At 72.4% G+C, this 16,755-nt stretch carries 15 protein-coding genes; 9 read left to right on the top strand and 6 right to left on the bottom strand.

Translation table 11 applies throughout. The features are described from left to right. The first annotated feature begins 238 nt into the window (after positions 1-238). Complete coding sequence (locus tag ACIQAC_RS07145; protein ID WP_402187831.1) at positions 239-1,075, top strand: isocitrate lyase/phosphoenolpyruvate mutase family protein; 837 nt, start codon at positions 239-241, stop codon at positions 1,073-1,075. Between the two features lie 8 nt (positions 1,076-1,083). Here ACIQAC_RS07145 and ACIQAC_RS07140 read toward each other — a convergent pair whose 3' ends face one another. After that, positions 1,084-1,500, bottom strand: a complete 417-nt coding sequence (locus ACIQAC_RS07140) for an SsgA family sporulation/cell division regulator (RefSeq protein WP_402187830.1) — start codon at positions 1,498-1,500, stop codon at positions 1,084-1,086. Between the two features lie 311 nt (positions 1,501-1,811). Between ACIQAC_RS07140 and ACIQAC_RS07135 the strand changes: the two genes are divergently transcribed. Then, positions 1,812-2,903, top strand: a complete 1,092-nt coding sequence (locus tag ACIQAC_RS07135) for a WD40/YVTN/BNR-like repeat-containing protein (RefSeq protein WP_402188203.1) — start codon at positions 1,812-1,814, stop codon at positions 2,901-2,903. Between the two features lie 55 nt (positions 2,904-2,958). Further along, positions 2,959-3,681: an endonuclease V gene (locus ACIQAC_RS07130; RefSeq protein WP_402187828.1), complete on the top strand. Its 723-nt coding sequence runs from the start codon at positions 2,959-2,961 to the stop codon at positions 3,679-3,681. Here ACIQAC_RS07130 and ACIQAC_RS07125 read toward each other — a convergent pair. Next, positions 3,630-3,818, bottom strand: coding sequence for a hypothetical protein (locus tag ACIQAC_RS07125; RefSeq protein ID WP_402187826.1), 189 nt, complete (start codon positions 3,816-3,818; stop codon positions 3,630-3,632). The genes ACIQAC_RS07130 and ACIQAC_RS07125 overlap by 52 nt on opposite strands. 225 nt (positions 3,819-4,043) lie before the next feature. On the opposite strand from ACIQAC_RS07125, the gene mmpA reads away from it, so the two are divergent. Further along, a complete protein-coding gene (mmpA, locus tag ACIQAC_RS07120; protein WP_402187824.1) occupies positions 4,044-4,190 on the top strand; it encodes a morphogenic membrane protein MmpA in 147 nt (48 codons plus the stop codon). A gap of 31 nt (positions 4,191-4,221) precedes the next feature. Here the strand turns inward: mmpA and ACIQAC_RS07115 are convergent, their stop codons facing one another. Further along, positions 4,222-5,400 (bottom strand): saccharopine dehydrogenase family protein, encoded by a 1,179-nt coding sequence (locus ACIQAC_RS07115; RefSeq protein WP_402187823.1) that lies wholly within the window; start codon positions 5,398-5,400, stop codon positions 4,222-4,224. A gap of 281 nt (positions 5,401-5,681) precedes the next feature. Between ACIQAC_RS07115 and ACIQAC_RS07110 the strand changes: the two genes are divergently transcribed. The 4 genes from ACIQAC_RS07110 to ACIQAC_RS07095 all read left to right on the top strand — a co-directional run bounded on the left by ACIQAC_RS07110 (position 5,682) and on the right by ACIQAC_RS07095 (position 11,109). After that, positions 5,682-6,875, top strand: coding sequence for a CaiB/BaiF CoA transferase family protein (locus ACIQAC_RS07110; protein WP_402187821.1), 1,194 nt, complete (start codon positions 5,682-5,684; stop codon positions 6,873-6,875). After that, positions 6,872-8,086, top strand: coding sequence for an acetyl-CoA C-acetyltransferase (locus ACIQAC_RS07105; RefSeq protein WP_402187819.1), 1,215 nt, complete (start codon positions 6,872-6,874; stop codon positions 8,084-8,086). Before ACIQAC_RS07110 ends, ACIQAC_RS07105 begins: the two co-directional genes overlap by 4 nt. 45 nt (positions 8,087-8,131) lie before the next feature. After that, complete coding sequence (locus ACIQAC_RS07100; RefSeq protein ID WP_402187818.1) at positions 8,132-10,309, top strand: 3-hydroxyacyl-CoA dehydrogenase NAD-binding domain-containing protein; 2,178 nt, start codon at positions 8,132-8,134, stop codon at positions 10,307-10,309. A gap of 140 nt (positions 10,310-10,449) precedes the next feature. Then, complete coding sequence (locus ACIQAC_RS07095; RefSeq protein ID WP_402187817.1) at positions 10,450-11,109, top strand: SDR family NAD(P)-dependent oxidoreductase; 660 nt, start codon at positions 10,450-10,452, stop codon at positions 11,107-11,109. Here ACIQAC_RS07095 and ACIQAC_RS07090 read toward each other — a convergent pair. Next, positions 11,086-11,811: a MerR family transcriptional regulator gene (locus ACIQAC_RS07090; RefSeq protein ID WP_402187815.1), complete on the bottom strand. Its 726-nt coding sequence runs from the start codon at positions 11,809-11,811 to the stop codon at positions 11,086-11,088. The two genes, ACIQAC_RS07095 and ACIQAC_RS07090, sit on opposite strands and share 24 nt — an antisense overlap. A gap of 269 nt (positions 11,812-12,080) precedes the next feature. Between ACIQAC_RS07090 and ACIQAC_RS07085 the strand changes: the two genes are divergently transcribed. Continuing rightward, positions 12,081-13,547: an amino acid permease gene (locus tag ACIQAC_RS07085; RefSeq protein WP_402187814.1), complete on the top strand. Its 1,467-nt coding sequence runs from the start codon at positions 12,081-12,083 to the stop codon at positions 13,545-13,547. Between the two features lie 43 nt (positions 13,548-13,590). Here the strand turns inward: ACIQAC_RS07085 and ACIQAC_RS07080 are convergent, their stop codons facing one another. Next, positions 13,591-14,478: an arginase family protein gene (locus ACIQAC_RS07080; RefSeq protein ID WP_402187812.1), complete on the bottom strand. Its 888-nt coding sequence runs from the start codon at positions 14,476-14,478 to the stop codon at positions 13,591-13,593. A gap of 654 nt (positions 14,479-15,132) precedes the next feature. Further along, positions 15,133-16,614: a M1 family metallopeptidase gene (locus ACIQAC_RS07075; protein WP_402187810.1), complete on the bottom strand. Its 1,482-nt coding sequence runs from the start codon at positions 16,612-16,614 to the stop codon at positions 15,133-15,135. Positions 16,615-16,755 lie beyond the last annotated feature (141 nt).

Raw genomic sequence — 16,755 nt, 5'->3', positions numbered from 1 at the left:
GCACGCGACGCTCACACCGGTGCGGTGTGGCGTGGTGTCTCAGGACCTCAGACGAGCAACGTCCTTCTCCAATCGGCGGCAACAGAAGCGTTGTACACCGTACGAGCGTGCGGGACGGGTGTCAACGGGCTTTTCCGCGTGGTCCGCACCGCCGGCCGCACCGCCGGCCGTGCGGGACTTCGACGACCGTGTCGGATTCCTGCCAGCCCCGCACGCGCGCGGCTGGTTGGCTGGACGTATGACGACCGACACCACCCTTCAGGACCGCGCCCGCCACTTCCACGCCCTGCACGTCCCGGGCCGCCCGCTGCTGCTGCCCAACGCCTGGGACCTCGCGAGCGCCCGGATCATCGAGGACGCCGGTGCCGCGGCCGTCGCGACCACCAGCGCCGGGCTCGCCTGGGGACTCGGCGCCGCGGACGGCGACCACCTGGACCGTGACCGGGCCCTCGCGGTGGTCGCGGGCATCGCCGCCCTCGTGGACGTACCGGTGACCGCCGACATCGAGAGCGGCTACGCGGCCGACCCGGCCGGAGTCGCCGACACCGTCCGCGCGGTGCTCGCCGCGGGCGCGGTCGGCGTCAACATCGAGGACGCCCTGCACGAGCCGGGCTCCGGGCCGCTGCGCGCGGTGGCCGAGCAGGCCGAGCGGATCGCCGCCGCCCGCGAGGCCGCGGACGCGGCAGGGGTGCCGCTCTTCGTCAACGCGCGAATCGACACGTTCCTCTCGGGCGCCGGGGGAGTGGACGCCACGCTGGAGCGGGCCGCCGCCTTCCGCGCTGCCGGCGCCGACGGCATCTTCGTCCCCGGGGCCGTCGACCCGAAGACGCTGAAACTGCTCGTCGACGGCGTGGACGCGCCGCTGAACGTGGTGGTGGGCGCCGGACTCCCACCCGTCGCCGAACTCGCCGCCCTGGGCGTCGCCCGCGTCAGCACCGGCGGCCGTATCGCCGAGGCCGCGCACGCCACAGTCCGCCGCGCCGCACGGGAGCTGCTCGACGCGGGGACGTACGACACGGTGGGCGACGGGCTGCCCTACGGCGAGCTCAACGCCCTGTTCGGGGACGCCCGCTGACCGTGCCGTCAGCAGGCGTCGCGCATCAGCTCCGCGAGGCCGCGGTCCAGGTCGAACTGGAGGTGCTCCCGGTCCTCGGACACCAGATCGCCGGTCGCCTCCAGGAAGCTGCGCACGTCCGCCGAGTGGATGTGCACCACGGCCGTGCCCTCCGGGGCGTGGAACTCCAGCACGGTCCGGTCGTACCCGTACGGCCGGACCCGGACGTCGCCCTGGCCCTCCGGGCCCTCCAGACCGGCCGCCAGCAGTTCGCGCGAGAACGTCCAGCACACCTCCACGCCCTCCAGGGTGGCCTGGGCGGGGAAGGTCATACGGACGGCGAACGGCTCACTGCGGTCGTAGCGCAGCGTGGCCGGGATGTTCGGCATACGGGGCGCGGCTGCGACGAGTCGGGCCTCCACGGGCTGCTCGATGACTGTGGACACGACCTTGCTCCCTTGTGACGGCGGAACGAGCTTCCGGTCTGACCGGCGGCGCGCCTCCGGATGGACGAGGCCGGTCATGGAGAGAGACGAAGAAATGGGCCAGGACGTGCACATGAATCTCCAGTGACCTCTGTCACCGTGTCCCCCGCGCGTATCGGCACATGCCCGTGCGTCCACCGCCCTCTGGACGCCACCCGGGCGCTCGGCTAGCTTCGCCCGCCATGAGGCCCTTGGGGAGTATGCGACGCACGGCAGTGGCGATATGGGCGATGCGGGCAGGACGAGTGGGGCCTGTGGGGCGATCCGCGCGGATGCGGCGGACGGTCGCCGTCGGCGTGGCCTGGGCGGCGGCCCTCGCCGCGACGGCCGTCCCGGCGGCGGCACACGCGGACGAGGGCGCGGCACAGACCGCCTCCGCGCGGAACCGCGCCCCGCACTGGCAGCTGAAGGACACCGGCACACCCGAGGTGCGCTACCGGGGCCTGTCCGCCGTCAGCCGCTCGACGGCCTGGCTGGCCGGCACCGGCGGCACCGTGCTGCGGACCACCGACGGCGGCGCGCACTGGCGGAACGTGTCCCCGCCGGGCACCACCGACCTTCAGTTCCGGGACGTCGAGGCGTTCGACGCACGCCGCGCGGTGGTGCTGGCCATCGGCGAGGGCGAGGCCTCGCGCGTGTACCGCACCGAGGACGGCGGCACGACCTGGACGGAGTCCTTCCGCAACACCGACGCGCGCGCCTTCTACGACTGCGTCACCTTCTTCGACACACGCAACGGCCTGGCCATGAGCGACCCGGTCGACGGGAAGTTCCGGATCCTGTCCACCCGCGACGGCGGCCGTTCCTGGAAGGTGCTCCCGGACAAGGGCATGCCGCCCGCGCTGCCCGGCGAGGCCGGGTTCGCGGCCAGCGGGCAGTGCCTGGTCGCCTCCGGGCCGAAGGACGTGTGGATGGCCACCGGCGGCGCGGCACGCGCGCGGGTGCTGCACTCCACCGACCGCGGTCTGACCTGGACCGCCACCGACAGCCCCATCCCGGCCGGCACCTCGGCCCGCGGTGTCTTCGCCCTCGCCTTCCGCGACCGCACCCACGGACTCGCCGTCGGCGGCGACTTCAACCCGGACCAGCCCTCCCCGCAGGCGGCGGCCCGCACGACGGACGCCGGCCGCACCTGGCGGTCGGCCACCACCTCGCCGCCCGCCTACCGCTCCGGCGTCGTCTGGCTCCCGTACAGCCGCAGCGCCGCCCTCGCCGTCGGCCCGACCGGAACCGACCTCACCACCGACGCGGGCCGCACCTGGCGGACCGTCGACACGGGCTCCTACGACACCGTCGACTGCACCCCCGACCTGGCCTGCTGGGCGGCGGGCGAGAAGGGCCGGGCGGCACGGCTGGAGCCCTGACCCTCCCGCCCCACAGGAACGGACACGGCCGCGCGGTGGCTAGGCTCTGGCCACCATGACGACCGTAGAGATCCCCGCGGGCTGGCCCGCGACCGAGGAGCAGGCCCGCGCGGTGCAGGACGAGCTGCGCGCGGCGGTGATGCTCGACGAGTCCGGGCCGGTACCGGGGACCGGCACGGTCACCGGCGTGGACGTCGCCTACGACGACGACCTGGACCTCGTCGCCGCGGCGGCCGTGGTCCTGGACGCGGTGAGCCTCGACGTGGTCGCCGAGGCCACCGCCCTGGGCCGGATCTCCTTCCCGTACGTCCCCGGGCTGCTCGCCTTCCGCGAGATCCCCACCGTGCTCGCCGCCCTGGACGCGCTGCCGTGCCCGCCGGGACTGGTGGTGTGCGACGGCTACGGCCGCGCCCACCCGCGCCGCTTCGGCCTCGCCAGCCACCTCGGTGTGCTGACCGGCCTGCCGACGATCGGCGTCGCCAAGAACCCCTTCACCTTCACCTACGAGGCGCCCGGCACCCCGCGCGGATCGTCCGCGCCGCTCCTCGCGGGCGAGGAGGAGGTCGGCCGCGCGCTGCGCACCCGCGACGGCGTCAAGCCGGTCTACGTCTCCGTCGGCCACCGTGTGAGTCTCGCCAACGCGTGCGCGCACACGCTCGCGCTCACCCCCGCCCACCGCCTCCCCGAGACCACCCGCCGAGCGGACTCCCTGTGCCGCAGGGCGCTTCAGGAGGCCACGATCCGCCACTCGCCGACCTCGCGGTACTCCGAGTCGTAGATCGTGCTCGTGTCCCCGGGCTGTACGGCGTAGTGGCGCATGTTGCCGCCCCAGTACCGCAGGATCCGGCCCAGCTCACCCACCGGGTCCTTGGCCATCGCCCCTTCGTCCACCGTGACCTCGAGGACGAACTTCACGCGCTCCACCACCTTCTGATCGGCTGCTGACCTGCCCTTCAAGTGTTTCATTGAAGTCCTAGTGGGGACTTTTGCGCCGGACGGGCAGGAGAAGACAGGGGCCCGGGGCCGCCAAGCCTCAAATCGCGCAGGAAGTGAGCGGCGGCTGCGCGTTCCTGCGGCTGAGTACGTCGTCTGAGTACCTGTACGGATGTCCGGGGCCCGCCCGGACGAAAGGCTGGGCGCATGACGACACACCGTGCCCCGAAGCCCCTGTCCGACCCCGGCCGTCCCGTCGAGCGGGCCGTGAACGCCGCCCTTCTGGTCGCCGTGCTCGCGGGTGTGGGCTGGATAGGCGGCATGGTCTACACGCTGGTCCAGTGGCCCCTCTAGGCGAGTCCCCGCAGCGCGGGGCGCGGGTGCCTCAGCGGGTGGCGGCCACCCGGAACGTGATGCCCGCGCGGACCAGCCTCTCGATGAGCGCGTCGCCCATCGCCACCGCAGTGGTGACCTGTCCCGAGGTGTCCGGCAGTGCGTCGAGGACCAGGGCCATCGCGGCCTCGGCGAACATCTTCGCCGTCTCGCCGTAGCCCGGGTCACCGCCCGCGACCTCGGTGTACACACGGCGGCCCGCGCCCTCCCCGACGAGCCGCAGCGAGAACCAGCTGCGCGCCCGCTTCTCCGCGTCCGGCCCGTCGCCCGGCCGGTACCGCTCGGTCAGCCAGCGCCGCGCGGGCGGCAGTTGCGCGGCGGCGGCGAGCGCGCCGAAGGCCGCCACCCCGCCGAGCGCGACCGGCAGCCGCCGTACGGCCGCGTACTGGCGGTAGCGGAAGTCCGGGCCGTAACGGTCCAGCGCGCGTGCCGACCGGCACACGATCTGCGGGTCGATGGTGGGCATCGGCACCGCCCACGCGCCGACCTCCCCGGCGAACCGGGGCGCGCTCACCGGCACCGAGGCGCGCCTGCCGACCAGCCGCGGCTCGTGCCGCCGGCGCTCCCGCGCGGCGGCGGTCATCTGCCGGACCCGGCCCGCCTGGTGGAGCGAGGACGCGAAGGTGCCGCCGGAGAACATGGCGTCGGCGGCCATAAAACCGTCCACGGACAGCGGCACACCCTCGGGCAGCTGCCGGACCGTGAAGTAGGCGCCCAGGTCGTACGGGACCGAGTCGAAACCGGCCGCGTGCAGCAGCCGCGCGCCGGTCTCCCGCGCGCGTGCGTCGTGCCGGACGTACATCAGGTCCACGAACTCGGCCTCGCCGCACAGATCGAGGTAGTCGGTGCCCGCGTCGGCGCAGGCGGCCAGGAGTTCCTCGCCGTGGGTCAGATACGGGCCGACGGTCGTCGCGACCACCCGCGCCTGCCCGGCGAGGGCACGCAGCGACGCCGGGTCGGTCACGTCGGCGGGCAGCACCCCGATCGCCTCGCCGCCCGGAAGCCGGTCCCGCAGCGCGCGCAGCCGCTCCTCACCGCGGCCGGAGACCGCCCAGCGCAGCCCCTTCGGCGCGTGCGCCGCGAGGTACTCGGCGGTCAGGGCGCCGACGAAGCCGGTGGCCCCGAACAGCACGATGTCGTAGGGACGATCCGTTGTGTTCGACCTGCCCATGTCACCCCTCGGTCCCGCAGCTCGCGCCGCTGTCGGTGGCCGAGGCTAGCGTGAGGAGTACGGAGCCGAGGACGAGCCCGGAGGTGTTCGGGAGGGCGGTGGCCGGAAACACCGGAGTCGCCGCGCGACAGTGACGAAGAAGCTCATGGCGGAGCTGGACGCACGTCGACGGCCTGCGGCCATAATTGGCTAAGCGCTTGCTCGCCAGGTCTTGTGCGGACTGGAACACGTTCTTAGCATCTTCGGTGTTACATCAGTTGTGTCACAGCGATGGGGGTCGCATGGCAGGGACACCCGGGCACGGCCCGCTCACCGGCGTGCGGGTGGTCGAACTCGCCGGCATCGGCCCCGCCCCGTTCGCCGCCATGCTCCTCGCCGACCTGGGCGCGGACGTCGTCCGCGTGGACCGCCCCGGCGGCCAGGGCCTCGCGATCAACCCCGCCTACGACGTCACCAACCGCGGCAAGCGCTCCGTCGTCCTCGACCTCAAGTCACCCGGCGGACCCGCCCGCGTCCTCGACCTCGCGGCCCGAGCCGACATCCTGATCGAGGGCTTCCGCCCCGGAGTCGCCGAACGGCTCGGCGTCGGCCCCGAGGCGTGCCACGCCCGCAACCCCGCGCTGGTGTACGGCCGGATGACCGGCTGGGGCCAGGACGGCCCCCTCGCGCAGAGCGCGGGCCACGACATCGCCTACCTCGCGCTCACCGGCACCCTCGGCATGATCGGCGACCCGGACCGCCCCCCGCCCGTCCCCGCCAACCTCCTCGGCGACTACGCCGGCGGCTCGCTCTACCTCGTCGTCGGTGTCCTCGCCGCCCTCCACCACGCGCGTGCCACCGGCGCCGGGCAGACCGTGGACGCCGCGATCGTCGACGGCGCCGCCCACCTCGGCGCGATGATCCACGGCATGCTCGCGGCGGGCGGCTGGCAGGACCGGCGCGGCGCCAACCTCCTCGACGGCGGCTGCCCGTACTACGGCACGTACGAGACCGCCGACGGCGGATACATGGCCGTGGGCGCGCTGGAGCAGCAGTTCTACGACGAGTTCCTGCGGCTTCTCGGCATCGCCGAGGACGCCCCGGCCCGCAAGGACCCGGCCCGCTGGGACGAGCTGCGCGAGCGGGTCGCCGCCCGCTTCGGATCCCGTACGCGCGACGAGTGGACGGCCGTGTTCGAGGGCACCGACGCCTGTGTCGCCCCCGTCCTCTCCCTGCGCGAGGCGCCGCGGCATCCGCACCTCGCCGCGCGCGGCACCTTCACCGAGCACGCCGGGATCACCCAGCCGGCGCCCGCCCCGCGGTTCTCCGCCACACCCACGGCCCTCTCCGGCGGCCCGGCCCGGCCGGGCGCGGACACCGCCGAGGTGGCCCGCGACTGGGACGTACCCGGACTCGCCGACCGCCAGGAGCCGGCCCCGGCCGGCCGCGAAGACCCTCATCCCCCTCGGAACACCCCTCGAAAGGCCACCCCGTGAGCACCGAAGCGTACGTCTACGACGCGATCCGCACCCCGCGCGGGCGCGGCAAGGCCAACGGCGCCCTGCACGGCACCAAGCCCATCGACCTCGTCGTCGGACTCATCCACGAGATCCGCGCCCGCTTCCCCGGCCTGGACCCGGCGGCCGTGGACGACGTCGTGCTCGGCGTCGTCGGCCCGGTCGGCGACCAGGGCTCCGACATCGCGCGCATCGCGGCCATCGCCGCGGGCCTGCCCGACACGGTGGCCGGCGTCCAGGAGAACCGCTTCTGTGCCTCCGGTCTGGAGGCGGTCAACATGGCCGCCGCCAAGGTCCGTTCCGGCTGGGAGGACCTCGTCCTCGCGGGCGGCGTCGAGTCCATGTCGCGCGTGCCGATGGCCTCCGACGGCGGCGCCTGGTTCAACGACCCGATGACCAACCTCGCCGTCAACTTCGTGCCGCAGGGCATCGGGGCCGACCTGATCGCCACGATCGAGGGCTTCTCCCGGCGCGACGTCGACGAGTACGCGGCGCTGTCCCAGGAGCGCGCGGCCACCGCCTGGAAGGAGGGCCGCTTCGAGCGGTCCGTCGTGCCGGTCAAGGACCGCAGCGGGCTCGTCGTCCTCGACCACGACGAGCACATGCGGCCCGGCACCACCGCCGACTCGCTGGCCAGGCTCAAGGCGTCGTTCGCGGACATCGGCGACCTCGGCGGCTTCGACGCCGTGGCGCTCCAGAAGTACCACTGGGTCGAGAGGATCGACCACGTCCACCACGCGGGCAACTCCTCCGGCATCGTCGACGGCGCCGCCCTCGTCGCCATCGGCTCCCAGGAGGTCGGCGAGCGCTACGGCCTCACCCCGCGCGCGCGGATCGTCTCCGCCGCCGTCTCCGGCTCCGAGCCCACCATCATGCTCACCGGCCCCGCCCCGGCCACCCGGAAGGCGCTCGCCAAGGCCGGGCTGACCATCGACGACATCGACCTCGTCGAGATCAACGAGGCCTTCGCGGCCGTCGTGCTGCGCTTCGTGAAGGACATGGGCCTGTCCCTGGACAAGGTCAACGTCAACGGCGGCGCCATCGCCCTCGGCCACCCGCTCGGCGCCACCGGCGCGATGATCCTCGGCAGCCTCGTCGACGAACTGGAGCGCCAGGACAAGCGCTACGGCCTCGCCACCCTGTGCGTGGGCGGCGGCATGGGCGTCGCCACGATCGTCGAACGCATCTGACCCTCCCAGCGGCAGACATCCAGAGACCTCAACGGAGAGACCCTCATGACCACAAGCACCACCATCCGCTGGGAACAGGACGACACCGGTGTCGTCACCCTCGTCATCGACGACCCCGACCAGTCCGCCAACACCATGAACCAGGCGTTCCGCGACTCCCTCGCGGCGGTCACCGACCGCCTGGAGGCCGAGCGGGACGCGATCCGCGGTGTCATCGTCACCTCCGCCAAGAAGACCTTCTTCGCGGGCGGCGACCTGCGCGACCTCATCCGCGTCACGCCCGGCACCGCCCAGGAGCTCTTCGACGGCGGCCTGGCCATCAAGCGAAACCTGCGCCGCATCGAGACCCTCGGCAAGCCCGTCGTCGCCGCGCTCAACGGCGCCGCCCTGGGCGGCGGTTACGAACTCGCCCTCGCCTGCCACCACCGCGTCGCCCTCGACGCGCCCGGCTCGAAGATCGGCTGCCCCGAGGTCACCCTCGGCCTGCTCCCCGGAGGCGGCGGAGTCGTCCGCACGGTCCGGCTCCTCGGCATCACCGACGCCCTGCTGAAGGTGCTCCTCCAGGGCACCCAGTACAGCCCTCGGCGCGCCCTGGACAACGGCCTGATCCACGAAGTCGCCGACACGCGCGAGGAGATGCTCGCCAAGGCGCGCGCCTTCATCGACGCCAACCCCGAGTCGCAGCAGCCATGGGACAGGCCCGGCCACCGCATCCCGGGCGGCACCCCCGCCAACCCCAAGTTCGCCGCCAACCTGCCCGCCTTCCCGGCCAACCTGCGCAAGCAGACCAACGGCGCCCCCTACCCGGCGCCGCGCAGCATCCTCGCCGCCGCGGTCGAGGGCTCCCAGGTCGACTTCGAGACCGCCCAGGTCATCGAGGCCCGCTACTTCGTGGAGCTGGCCGCCGGGCAGACGTCGAAGAACATGATCCAGGCGTTCTTCTTCGACCTCCAGGCCGTCAACTCCGGCGCCAACCGCCCCAAGGGCGTCGAACCCCGCAAGGTCCGCAAGGTCGCCGTCCTCGGCGCCGGGATGATGGGCGCCGGCATCGCCTACTCGTGCGCCCGCGCGGGCATCGACGTCGTCCTCAAGGACGTCACCCCGGAATCGGCCGCCAAGGGCAAGGCCTACTCCGAGAAGCTGTGCGCCAAGGCCGTCGCCAGGGGACGCACCACACAGGAGAAGGCCGACGCGCTGCTCGCCCGCATCACACCCACCGCCGAGGCCGCCGACCTCGCGGGCTGCGACGCGGTCGTCGAGGCCGTCTTCGAGGACACCGCCCTCAAGCACAAGGTGTTCCAGGAGATCCAGGGCGTGGTCGAGCCGGACGCGCTGCTCTGCTCCAACACCTCCACCCTGCCCATCACCGCCCTCGCCGAAGGCGTCGAGCGCCAGGCCGACTTCATCGGGCTGCACTTCTTCTCGCCGGTCGACAAGATGCCGCTCGTCGAGATCATCAAGGGCGAGCGCACCGGGGACGAGACCCTCGCGCGCGCCTTCGACCTGGTCCGGCAGATCAACAAGACCCCGATCGTGGTCAACGACTCCCGCGGCTTCTTCACCTCCCGCGTCATCGGCCACTTCATCAACGAGGGCGTGGCGATGGTCGGCGAGGGCATCGAGCCCGCGTCCGTCGAACAGGCCGCGGCCCAGGCGGGCTACCCGGCCAAGGTGCTGTCCCTCATGGACGAGCTGACGCTCACCCTGCCCCGCAAGATCCGCAAGGAGACCCGGCAGGCCGTCGAGGAGGCCGGCGGCACCTGGACCGCGCACCCGGCGGAGGCCGTCATCGACCGGATGGTCGACGAGTTCGGGCGCACCGGCCGCAGCGGTGGCGCCGGGTTCTACGAGTACGGGGAGGACGGCAAGCGGGCCGGCCTGTGGCCCGGACTGCGGGAGCACTTCACGCGCGCGGGCACCGAGATCCCGTTCCGGGACATGCAGGAGCGCATGCTCTTCTCGGAGGCGCTCGACACCGTACGGCTCGTCGAGGAGGGTGTGCTGACGTCCGTGGCCGACGCCAACATCGGCTCCCTCTTCGGCATCGGTTTCCCCGGCTGGACCGGCGGCGTCCTCCAGTACATCAACGGCTACGAGGGCGGTGTGGCCGGATTCGTGGCACGCGCGCGGGAGCTGGCGCAGACCTACGGCGAGCGGTTCACCCCGCCCGCCCTGCTGGTGGCGAAGGCCGAGAAGGGGGAGACCTTCACGGACGGCCGGTGACGGACCGCTGAGCGACGCGCCCTCGCCTGGGGTGTCATCCCGGAGACGGGGGCGCGTAGGGCGGGACCGGGAGGCCGGGCCCGGGAGGGCGCCGAAAACGCCCTCTTGTCCGCCGCCTGACGGCTCATCACACTCGCCGCATGGAGACGCGTACCGCCCTGGTGACCGGAGCGGCACAGGGCCTCGGGCAGGAGTTCGCCGTCGCGCTCGCCGGGCGCGGCTACCGGGTCGCCGGGCTCGACGTCGTCCCCCAGCCGAGGACCGCCGCGAGGATCCTGGACTACGTCGAGGTGGTCGCCGACGCCGCCGACGAACCGCGGCTCCTGGCCGGACTCGCCCGCGTCCTCGGGCACTTCGGCACCCTGCACGTGCTCGTCAACGCCGCCGGCGTCCACCCGGAGCGGCCCTTCGAGGAGACCACCGCCGAGGACTGGCGGCACGTCATGCGCGTCAACCTGGAGGCGCCGTTCCTGGTGACCCGGGCCGTGCTGCCGCATCTGAAGGCGGCGGGGTGGGGCCGGATCGTCAACATCGCCTCCGCGGCCGTACGGACGCCCCCGCCCGAGACGGTCCCCTACGCCGCCTCGACGATGGGCCTGATCGGCCTCACCCGGGCGCTGGCCACCGCCCTCACCCCGCACGGCATCACGGTCAACGCCATCGCGCCCGCCGCGCCGGGCCCGATGGGCCGGCTGCGCCCGTGCGACCTGATCTCCACCCTGCTCTACGTGGTGGACGAGGGCAGCGGCGCCCTGACCGGCCAGACCCTCACCGTGTCAGGCGGACCCGCCCACCTCTGACCCCTCGCTCTGCCACACCCGCAGCTCTTCCTTCAGGGAGCGCTGGAAGGTGGTCAGCAGGGCCTGCACCACGATCGGCTGCATATGGGCCGACAGCGACCGCACCGCGTCCGCGTCCCGCTCCGACACCTCCTCGCGGAACAGCCGCGACAGCTCCTGCGCCGCCGCGCGGGAGTGCTCGACGAGGACGGCACGGGCGGCCAGGATCGCCTCCTGGGGCAGCGGTACGTCGAGCAGTTCGACGCCGAGCCGCAGCAGCCCGGTGTCCACCCGGAAGGCCTCGCCCTCCGCGGCCACGACGTTCATCGCGGCCAGCCGCTCCAGGTCGGGCCCGGCCAGCGCCCGCCCGGCCCGCCGTTCCAGCTCCGCCAGGGACACGGTCTCCTGCACGTCCGGCGCCCACGAGGCCACCACCGCGCGGTGGATGGCGAGATCGTCGGCGCTCAGGCCGGGCGGCAGTCGCCGTACATAGCGTTCGATGGCGGCCAGGGTCATGCCCTGGTGCTGCAACTCCTCGATCAGCGCCAGCCGCGCCAGATGCTCCCGGCCGTAGTGCCCCACCCGGCGCGGACCGAGCGCCGGAGGCGGCAGCAGGCCCTTGGTGCCGTAGAAGCGGACCGTGCGCACCGTGACGCCCGCGCGGGCGGCCAGCTCGTCGATGGTGAGGGGCGTTCCCGGCTGCTCGGCGGTGTCGGTCGTCATGCGCAGCAGTATCGCTGTCTCACCAGTGCTGTGACACCGCGGACGCGGCACCCGTCCACCGCGTGGTGAACGTGGGGTGACGGTGGGGAGATCTCCGGGTGGACGTGTGAGAAGCGACGCTGTGTGACGTAAGCCATGCCATATGGCCGGATCTGTGTGGGAAGGTGCTGCCTCGGTCTGTGTCGCGTCGGCAAACGCGTCACGGACCGAAGTCACGTACGGACACCCGAGCGCACGCCGCTGGGGCGCACCAGAGAGTGGTACCACCCGTGAGCAAGGACGCCGTGGACACGGCCAGGGTCACCGCCGGGAACGGGGCGACCACCACGCCCGCGGACGCGGGCGACGCCGGTTACAGCAAGGACCTCAAGGCCCGGCACGTCAACATGATCGCCATCGGCGGCGCCATCGGCACCGGCCTCTTCCTGGGCGCCGGCGGCAGACTGCACAACGCGGGTCCCGCGCTGGCGCTGGCCTACCTGGTCTGCGGGGTCTTCGCGTTCTTCGTGGTCCGCGCCCTCGGTGAGCTGGTCCTGTACCGGCCGTCCTCCGGTTCGTTCGTGTCGTACGCGCGCGAGTTCCTCGGCGAGAAGGGCGCGTACGTCGCGGGGTGGATGTACTTCCTGAACTGGTCGACGACCGGGATCGCCGACATCACCGCGATCGCGCTCTACACGCACTACTGGAGCCTGTTCACCGACATCCCGCAGTGGGTCCTGGCGTTGATCGCCCTCGCGGTGGTCCTCGCGGTGAACCTGATCTCGGTGAAGATCTTCGGCGAGATGGAGTTCTGGTTCGCGATCATCAAGGTCGCCACGCTGGTGGGCTTTATGCTCATCGGCATCTTCCTGCTGGCCACCCGGCACGAGGTCGGCGGCACGACGCCGGGGCTGAGCGTGATCACCGACAACGGCGGCATCCTCCCGCACGGCGTGATGCCGGTCGTCCTCGTCATGCAGGGCGTGATCTTCGCGTACGCCGCCCTCGAACTGGTCGGCGTCGCCGCGGGCGAGACCGCCGAGCCGGAGAAGGTCGTCCCGCGCGCGGTGAACTCCATCATGTGGCGCGTGGGCATCTTCTACGTCGGCTCGGTCGTCCTTCTGGCCCTGCTGCTCCCGGGCTCGGTCTACTCGGCCGACGAGAGCCCCTTCGTCACCGTCCTGTCGAAGATCGGCATCCCGGCGGCGGGCGACGTCATGAACCTGGTGGTCCTCACCGCCGCCATGTCGTCCCTCAACTCCGGCCTCTACTCCACGGGCCGCATCCTGCGCTCGATGGCCATGGCGGGCTCGGCGCCCAAGTTCACCGCCCGTATGAACCGCAGCCAGGTCCCCTACGGCGGCATCCTGCTGACCTGCGCGGTCTGCGTGCTCGGGGTCGGCCTGAACTTCCTGGTCCCGTCCCAGGCCTTCGAGATCGTGCTGAACGTCGCCTCCCTCGGCATCATCAGCACCTGGGTGATCATCATGGTCTGCCACCTGGTCTTCGTCCGCCGCGCCCGGGAGGGCCACGTCGAACGCCCCCACTTCCGCCTCCCCGGCAGCCCGGTCACGGAGATCACCACGATCGCCTTCCTCCTGGCCTGCCTCGGCATGATGTGGAACGACCCCGAGGTGGGCCGCAAAACCCTCTACCTCATCCCGGCCATCACAGCGCTGCTCGTAACGGGCTGGTACGCCCTCCGCCGCCGATCGAACCGCGACACGGACACGGAACTGACGAGGCTGACGAAGTAGGGGACGAGCTCGTTCCCCGCGGCCCCTTGTCGGCCCGCCTTGATCAGCGCGCCGTCTGGAACGCTTGCAGCAGGCAGGTCGCCAGGCGGGAGGTGAGGGCGCCGTCGGGGTCCAGGCGGGGGTTGAAGATGGCCAGGTCGAGGCCGCGTGCGCGGGGGTCGGCCAGTGCCGCGCCCAGGACGGTGTCCAGTTCTTCCCAGGAGAGTCCGCCCGAGAGGCGGTAGTCCACCGCCGGCATGACCGCGTCGTCCAGGACGTCCGCGTCGAGGTGCACCCAGAAGCCTTCGCTGCCGGCGTCCGAATGGAGCAGGTCCAGCGCGCTGCGGGTCGCCTCGGCCGCGCCGAGTTCGCGGACCGTGTGCAGGTCCATGGCGTGCAGTTCGTCCGGCAGGGGCTGCATCCCGAAGACCGCCGACTCCGTCGCGTCCCGGTAACCGAACGCCACGACGTCCGTGTCCCGGACCAGTGGTCCGCGGCCCTCCAGGGCCGACAGCACCTCGGGGCCACGGCCGGTGGCCAGGGCCAGTTCCATGGAGGCCACCTCGCCGACCGGTTCGGCCTCGGGCTGGTAGAAGTCGGTGTGGCCGTCGAGGAAGAGCAGCCCGTGTCTGCCGCGGCGCCGCAGCGCGAGCAGGTTGCCGAGCAGGATGCTGCAATCGCCGCCGAGCACCAGCGGGAACTTCCCGGCGTCGAGTACCTCGCCCACCGCGTCGGCCAGCCGTACGGAGTACTCGGCGATCCCGGCCGCGTTCAGCATCGCGGTCTCCGGGTCCCGGTCGGGGTCGTACGGCGGCGGCTCGACCCGTCCCGCGCGTACCGCGCCGAGTCCCTCGGCCAGTCCCGCGCCGAGCAGTGCCTCGGGCAGTTCCTCGACCCCGGTCGGCCGCAGTCCCAGCACGGACGGTGCCTCGATGATCGCGACGTCCCGCACGCCTCGGCTCCTTCACCTCGTCCGCGCGCCGAGCCGTCCGGCGCATGGGGCCACCGTAGACCGAGGGAGGTGTTGGGGCGCGTCAGCAAACGCGCGCGTCACCGGACTGTTCCGGAAGCGTGTTCTAGAACGGACATTCGATCGACGTCGCGGTCGGGCGGGGCGCAACGGGGGCAGGCGGCTTGTCGCGCAGTTCCCCGCGCCCCTGGGTGGGCCCAGTGACGGCACCCCGATGGGTGAACCCCCTGTTCGGGCGCGGCGCCGTCGTGGCTGGTCGCGCAGTTCCCCGCGCCCCCAACTGGGCCCAGTCACAGCACCCCGGTCAGGTACCCGCCCCGCAGGGACGCGAGGAACCGCGCGACGAGCCACGACGGCCCCGCAGGTCAGGACCCTGCGTAACCCCCCCCAGGGGCGCGAGGAACTGCGCGACAAGCCACGACGGCGCCGCAGGTTAGGGCGGTGCTGCCCCCCCAGGGGCGCGGGGAACCGCGCGACAAGCCACGATGGCGCCGCAGCTTAGGTCCGTGCTGACCCCCCCAGGGGCGCGGGGAACTGCGCGACGAGCCACGACGGCGCCGCAGGTCAGGACCCTGCGTAACCCCCCAGGGGCGCGGGGAACTGCGCGAGCGGCCGGCGCGGCGCCGCAGTGACCCCCTACCCCCGCCCCGCGTTCGTCTCCGCGATCTTCTTCCAGGAACGTGGGCGTTCCGGAACCCCCGCCCCCGCGACGAAGTCGCCCGGTTTCGACGGCTGGTACAACCAGGTGTCGAACAACGTCGCCAGCGACACCCCGCTCACCCCCTCCGCGTACCGCCGGAAGTCGGCGACGGACGCGTTGCCGTAGGCGTGCTCACCCGGCCACCCCCTCAGCACCGCGAAGAACGCGCCGTCACCGATCTCGTTCCGCAGCGCCTGCAAGGCCAGCGCCCCCCGGTCGTACACCGCGGCATCGAACTGGTTCTCCGGCCCCGGATCACCCGGCCTCACCGTCCAGAACGGATCGTCCGCCGGATGCGACGCGTACACATAGTCCGCCAGCTCCCGCACCGTCCCCTCGCCCTCGTGCTCGGACCAGAGCCACTGCGCGTAGCGCGCGAACCCCTCGTTGATCCAGATGTCCTTCCAGCCGGTGACGGAGACCAGGTCGCCGTACCACTGGTGGGCCAGCTCGTGCACCACCACGGAGGTGTTCGAACCGTTCGCGAACTGCCGCGGGCTGTAGAAGGGCCGGGTCTGGGTTTCGAGCGCGTACCCGGTGTTCGTGTTCGGGACATACCCGCCGACCGAGTTGAAGGGGTACGGCCCGAAGTACCCGGACAGCCAGTCGGCGATCTCACCGGTCCGCTCGACACTCGCCCGCGCCGCCCCGTCGTTCGCGCCGAGGTCCTTGCTGTAGGCGTTGAGGACGGGGACACCGCTCTCCGTGGTCCCGGTGGTGATGTCGAACCGGCCCACCGCGAGCGTGGCCAGATACGTCGCCTGCGGCTTGTCGGACCGCCAGGCGTAACGCGTCCAGCCGGCCCGCGAACCCGTCGACTGAAGGACGCCGTTGGAGATCGCCTGGGTGCCGTCGGGCACCTGGACCGAGACGTCGTAGGTCGCCTTGTCGAGCGGGTGGTCGTTGCTCGGGAACCACCACCACGCCGCCTCCGGCTCGTTCGCGGCGACCCCGCCGTCCGCCGTCCGGTGCCAGCTGGTGAACCCGTACGCCTGCTTCGACGAGGGCACACCCGCGTACCGCACCACCACGGTGACCGGTTTGCCCTTGGCGAGCGGCTTCCTCGGGGTGATCTCCAGCTCGTGTTCGCCGGACGTCGTGAAGGACGCCTTGACGCCGTCGACCCGGACCTCGGACACGTCGAGAAGGAAGTCCAGATTGAACCGGCTCAGATCCTGCGTGGTGCGCGCGAGCAGCGTCGCCGTGCCTTCGAGGCGGTCGGTGGCCGGCTGGTACTTCAGGCGCAGGTCGTAGTGGGAGACGTCGTAGCCGCCGTTGCCGTACGCCGGGTAGTAGGGATCGCCGATGCCCGGTGCGCCGGGGGAGAGGCTCGCGGCCGATGCCGGGATCGCCAGCAGCAGGGTGGCCGCGGCGAGGGATCCCGGCGCGATGATTCTGCGGTGTACGAAAGGCTCCAAGTCGTAGGGGACCGAAGACTGTTCGAACCCTATGTACCGCCTGATCCCGTACGGCTGTCCACGCCGCCCGTGTCACACGATCGCCATTCGGCCGCCACGAACCCCCCGACCCGGGGGCCGATTCCGGCCACATTCCTTCAC

Source organism: Streptomyces sp. NPDC088387 (genome assembly GCF_044753385.1).
In the GTDB taxonomy this organism is placed as follows: Bacteria; Actinomycetota; Actinomycetes; order Streptomycetales; family Streptomycetaceae; genus Streptomyces.
Note: the sequence above shows the minus strand (reverse complement) of the source record. Positions and strands in the feature narration are given on the sequence as shown.

Coding starts and splice junctions, on each gene's coding strand:
- ACIQAC_RS07145 (WP_402187831.1), top strand. CDS start 239: ATGACGACCGACACCACCCTTCAGGACCGCGCCCGCCACTTCCACGCC.
- ACIQAC_RS07135 (WP_402188203.1), top strand. CDS start 1,812: ATGCGGCGGACGGTCGCCGTCGGCGTGGCCTGGGCGGCGGCCCTCGCC.
- ACIQAC_RS07130 (WP_402187828.1), top strand. CDS start 2,959: ATGACGACCGTAGAGATCCCCGCGGGCTGGCCCGCGACCGAGGAGCAG.
- mmpA (WP_402187824.1), top strand. CDS start 4,044: ATGACGACACACCGTGCCCCGAAGCCCCTGTCCGACCCCGGCCGTCCC.
- ACIQAC_RS07115 (WP_402187823.1), bottom strand. CDS start 5,400: ATGGGCAGGTCGAACACAACGGATCGTCCCTACGACATCGTGCTGTTC.
- ACIQAC_RS07110 (WP_402187821.1), top strand. CDS start 5,682: ATGGCAGGGACACCCGGGCACGGCCCGCTCACCGGCGTGCGGGTGGTC.
- ACIQAC_RS07100 (WP_402187818.1), top strand. CDS start 8,132: ATGACCACAAGCACCACCATCCGCTGGGAACAGGACGACACCGGTGTC.
- ACIQAC_RS07095 (WP_402187817.1), top strand. CDS start 10,450: ATGGAGACGCGTACCGCCCTGGTGACCGGAGCGGCACAGGGCCTCGGG.
- ACIQAC_RS07090 (WP_402187815.1), bottom strand. CDS start 11,811: ATGACGACCGACACCGCCGAGCAGCCGGGAACGCCCCTCACCATCGAC.